Source organism: Methylobrevis pamukkalensis, from assembly GCF_001720135.1.
Classification (GTDB): Bacteria; Pseudomonadota; Alphaproteobacteria; order Rhizobiales; family Pleomorphomonadaceae; genus Methylobrevis; species Methylobrevis pamukkalensis.
On record NZ_MCRJ01000190.1, the window covers coordinates 1 to 4,378 of the forward strand.

At 62.9% G+C, this 4,378-nt stretch carries 3 protein-coding genes and 1 pseudogene; all 4 read right to left on the bottom strand.

Annotation, left to right across the window (positions count from 1 at the left end; genetic code table 11):
- Positions 1-244 precede the first annotated feature (244 nt).
- A complete protein-coding gene (locus A6302_RS19410) occupies positions 245-1,717 on the bottom strand; it encodes a tripartite tricarboxylate transporter permease (RefSeq protein WP_425349180.1) in 1,473 nt (490 codons plus the stop codon).
- A gap of 273 nt (positions 1,718-1,990) precedes the next feature.
- On the bottom strand, positions 1,991-2,500 hold the full coding sequence (locus tag A6302_RS19415) for a tripartite tricarboxylate transporter TctB family protein (protein WP_069308408.1): 510 nt from the start codon (positions 2,498-2,500) through the stop codon (positions 1,991-1,993).
- Between the two features lie 331 nt (positions 2,501-2,831).
- Positions 2,832-3,820 (bottom strand): annotated as a pseudogene (locus tag A6302_RS19420) (Bug family tripartite tricarboxylate transporter substrate binding protein).
- Positions 3,821-3,863: 43 nt separating this feature from the next.
- Positions 3,864-4,067, bottom strand: coding sequence for a hypothetical protein (locus tag A6302_RS22480; protein ID WP_141703976.1), 204 nt, complete (start codon positions 4,065-4,067; stop codon positions 3,864-3,866).
- Between the last annotated feature and the right edge of the window lie 311 nt (positions 4,068-4,378).

Consider the following 4,378-nt stretch of genomic DNA (forward strand, 5'->3'; position numbering starts at 1 on the left):
CGCAAGAATCCACCTGAGGTCTTTTCCAAGTTCGCACCTGAATCAGATTTCGCCGCTGACGACCTTATCCTTCCCGACTTCCGATCTGGTGACAAGCGGTGGATGCGTCGCGCCGACGACTGCGCCCCGAAGTGGAGTGGACGCCGCAGCCACCTGCTCCCGTCCTGATGCCCGTCACCAAACGCGAACGCCGCGGTCCTTTCGAGCCGCGGCGTTGCTGTTTTCGGTCGAGGCTTGCGCCGGATCAGGCCGAAGGCAGATCCCCGGTCGTGTCCTTCTTGCCCCGGACCGCATCGATGCCGGCCGACAGGACGGGCCAGAGCAGCATCACGAGGGCGAGGGTCACGATCGAGCCGACCAGCCAGTTCGACCAGAAGACCGTCATGTCGCCCTGCGAGATCAGCATGGCCTGGCGGAAGGCATCTTCGGCGGCGTCGCCGAGGACCAGCGCCAGAACCATCGGCGCCAGCGGGTAGTTGCACTTCTTGAACAGGTAGCCGATCACGCCGAACACCAGCATCACCGAGATGTCCAGCAGCGCGTTGTTCACCGTGTAGGCGCCGACGGCGCAGACCACGAGGATGATCGGGGCGATGATGGAGAAGGGGATGCGCAGGATCGAGGCGAACAGCGGCACCGTGGTGAGCACGACGATCAGGCCGGCGAGGTTGCCGAGGTAGATCGAAGCGATCAGGCCCCAGACGAAGTCCTTCTGCTCGACGAAGAGCAGCGGGCCCGGCTGGAGACCCCAGATCAGCAGACCGCCGAGCAGAACCGCGGCGGTGGGCGAACCCGGGATGCCGAGGGTGAGCATCGGCAGCAGGGCCGAGGTGCCGGCGGCGTGGGCGGCGGTCTCGGGGGCGACGATGCCCTCGAGTTCACCCGTGCCGAACTTGTTGCCGTTCTTCGAAAAGCGCTTGGCAAGGCCGTAGCTCATGAAGGAGGCGGGGGTGGCGCCACCAGGGGTGATGCCCATCCAGCAGCCGACGATGGAGCCGCGGATCGCGGTCCAGAAGTACTTCGGCATTTCCTTCCAGGTTTCCCAGACGACCTTGGCATTGATCTTGGCGTCGCGGCCCTTGAAGGCGAGGCCCTCTTCCATGGTCAGCAGGATTTCACCGACGCCGAAGAGACCGATGACCGCGATCAGGAAGTCGAAGCCACGCAGCAGCTCTGTCGTGCCGAAGGTCATGCGCAACTGGCCGGTCACGCCGTCCATGCCGACCGCGGCGAGCGCAAAACCGAGCATCATGGCCGCGAGGACCTTGAACGGCGGCTCTTTGCCCATACCTACAAAGGAGCAGAAGGTGAGCATGTAGACGGCGAAGAACTCCGCCGGTCCGAACCGCAACGCGAAGCCGGCGATCAGCGGCGCGAGGAAGGTCAGGATGATGGTCGCGATGAAGGCGCCGAAGAAGGACGACGTGAACGCCGTCGTCAGGGCCTGTCCCGCCTTGCCCTTCTGGGCCAGTGGATAACCATCGAAGGTGGTCGCCACCGACCAGGGCTCGCCGGGAATGTTGAACAGGATCGACGTGATGGCGCCGCCGAAGAGGGCACCCCAGTAGATCGAGGAGAGCATGATGATCGCCGAGGTCGGCGACATCGAGAACGTGAGCGGCAGCAGAATGGCCACGCCGTTGGCGCCGCCGAGGCCCGGCAGCACGCCGATCAGGACGCCAAGGAAAATGCCGACGAACATGTAGACGATGTTCATCGGATCGGCCAAGACGCCAAATCCGTAGATCAGGGAAACAAAAGCGTCCAAGAGATCCTCCCAACAAGTTTCACGTGACGACTTCCCCGGCCGGCGGGGGCGCACGTCAGGCGTTGCGCGGTCACGCACCGGCCGTCGTCACGGACTTTCCAAGCAGTTCAGGCGTCAGCGCGCTGCAGGGTCCTCCCGGCCATCCCGCGCCTGCGGATCCCTCCTCCCGGGAATGATCCGCCAGACAGGGCATCACCGGTCATGCAGCCGCGCCGCGCGCCATCAGTAACCGATCATAGATTCCAGCGGACCCTTCGGCAGCGGCACGAGAAACCAGATCTCGAACATGACGAAGAGGAACACCGGGATCGCGATCGCGACCGGGGCGACCTTCTGGACGGGGTATTTCCCGAGGTAGACCATGAAGAAGGCGATGAAGATCGCCGACGCGACGTAGATGCCGGTGTAGCCGATCATCGCGACGAAGATCATCGTCGGGATCAGCACCTGGAAGATCTGCTTGAGCCCGGTGCGCTCGACGAAGGTCTCGTTCCCGACATCGCGGGCACGCAGGGTGCTGATGAACGTGCCGACGCTCGAGATGAACAGGATCACGCCGATGTAGAACGGGAAGTATCCCGATTCCGGACCGTCGAAGGCCCAGCCGGCGCCGATGCGGTTGCTGTCGTACATGACGACGGCCGAGACGAAGATGAGGATGCCGGCAACCACCAGCTCCACCGATTTGTGCGAGACCGTGTACTCGCTTCTGTCTTCTGTTTCGTGAGCCATGGTTGCCCCGATTCACTCCCTGGGTCGATTGCGGTGTTGCGACATTTGCCCAACGGCCGACATTCCGGCGGGCGCCTGCGGCGCCTGCCAAGAACTTCCCGCGATTGCGGCCGTGATTCAGATTCTTGCAGCGTGGTGGCTGGATATGTCAGGCGGAGGCGCAATCATGCCGATTGCAACTCTGGCTCTGCGTATCCTCGTGTCCGGGACCGTCTGGCACATGGCCCCGCGTCCCGCTCAGTCGGCATCACCCGGTCCGGACAGATCCCGAAGATCGGCCGGGACCGGGCGAGCGGGGCTCCGGCGGCAGAGACCGCCGGAGCCGCTGTCGTCACTTGGCGAGGAAGCCGGCCTTTTCCATCAGACCATGATGGGTTTCTTCGGCGGCCGTCAGCCAGGTCTTGTACTCTTCACCGGTCATGAAGGACGTGTTGAACGCGCCTTGGCCATGAAGTCCTTCCAGTCGTCGGTCTCGCGGACCTTCTGGAAGACGCTGACGTAGTAGTCGACCTGCTCCTGGGTCACGCCCGGGGGCATGAAGATGCCGCGCAGCATCAGGTACTCGATGTCGAGGCCGGATTCCTTGCAGGTGGGGATATCGCCCCAGGACATGTCGGCCGTGACCTTCTCGGTCAGCTTGATGCGCTCGCTGTCGAACACGCACAGCGGACGAAGCTCACCACCGCGCCACTGCGACACGGCCTCGATCGGGTTGTTGACGCTCGACGTGACGTGGTTGCCCACGAGCTGCGCCGCAACCGTTCCGCCGCCCTTGTACGGGACGTAGGTGAACTTGGCGCCGGTCGCCTGCTCGATGGCGGCCGTGATGATCTGGTCTTCCTGCTTGGAGCCGGTGCCACCCATCTGGAACTTGGAGGGGCCACCCTCCTTGACCGCGTCGATGTATTCGGTCGGCGTCTTGTACGGCGAGCTGGCGTTGACCCACAGGACGAATTCGTCGAGGGCCAGCATCGCGACCGGGGTCATGTCCTTCCAGTTGAAAGGAACGCCCGTCGCCATCGGCGTGGTGAAGAGGTTGGAAAGGGTGATGATGATCTTGTCGGGATCGCCTTCGGCGTTCTTGACGTCGATGAAGCCTTCCGCACCGGCGCCGCCGGCCTTGTTGATCACCACGAGCGGCTGCGGCATCAGGTTGTGCTTCTGGATGATGCCCTGGAGCATGCGGGCCATCTGGTCGGCGCCGCCGCCCGTGCCGGCCGGCACGATGAATTCAACCGTTTTATCCGGCTCCCAGGCGAAGGCCGGCACCGTAGCAAGGGCCATTCCGGCCACTGCGACGCCCGCCATGAGCGAAGTCATCTTGTTGCGCATGTAGTTTCCTCCCGTTTGGGTTCAACGGTTGTTATCCCTCTGCCGCCGCACTTACGTCGCCGGTCACTGGCATAATGTATGGCAGATGGATCGGAATCAACTGGATTTCTTCCGGATGACAGGTCAACGACGCTGACTTGTTGGCGATCTCGACCTGATTTCCGGCATTCTTGCCGCGCCGCAGCATTCTGGCGAACCCTTCATCTTCAATGACATGAGCGACCTGCGCCCGCATTTCGGCGCGGCAGGATGGATCTTGCGGATCGAAGATTTCGCGGCGCGAAAATGCACATTTTTCTGTGGTATACCAGCAGACATGACAAATTCGGCCTCCGAAGTTTTACGAATGGCCACGGCGATGACCGACGGCCCGACTATGGCCTACGGAATACCAGACAGGCAACGCGGCAAAGCATCGCCCTGATTCTGCCTGAATCTGAAATTGCCGAATTCACCTGCCCGGTGCGCAGTCAGGCATACGCATGTCGCGCGGCTGGTTCGCCGCAAGCCCTGGCCTGTCCGCAGCCTGCACCACTGGTATCTGGT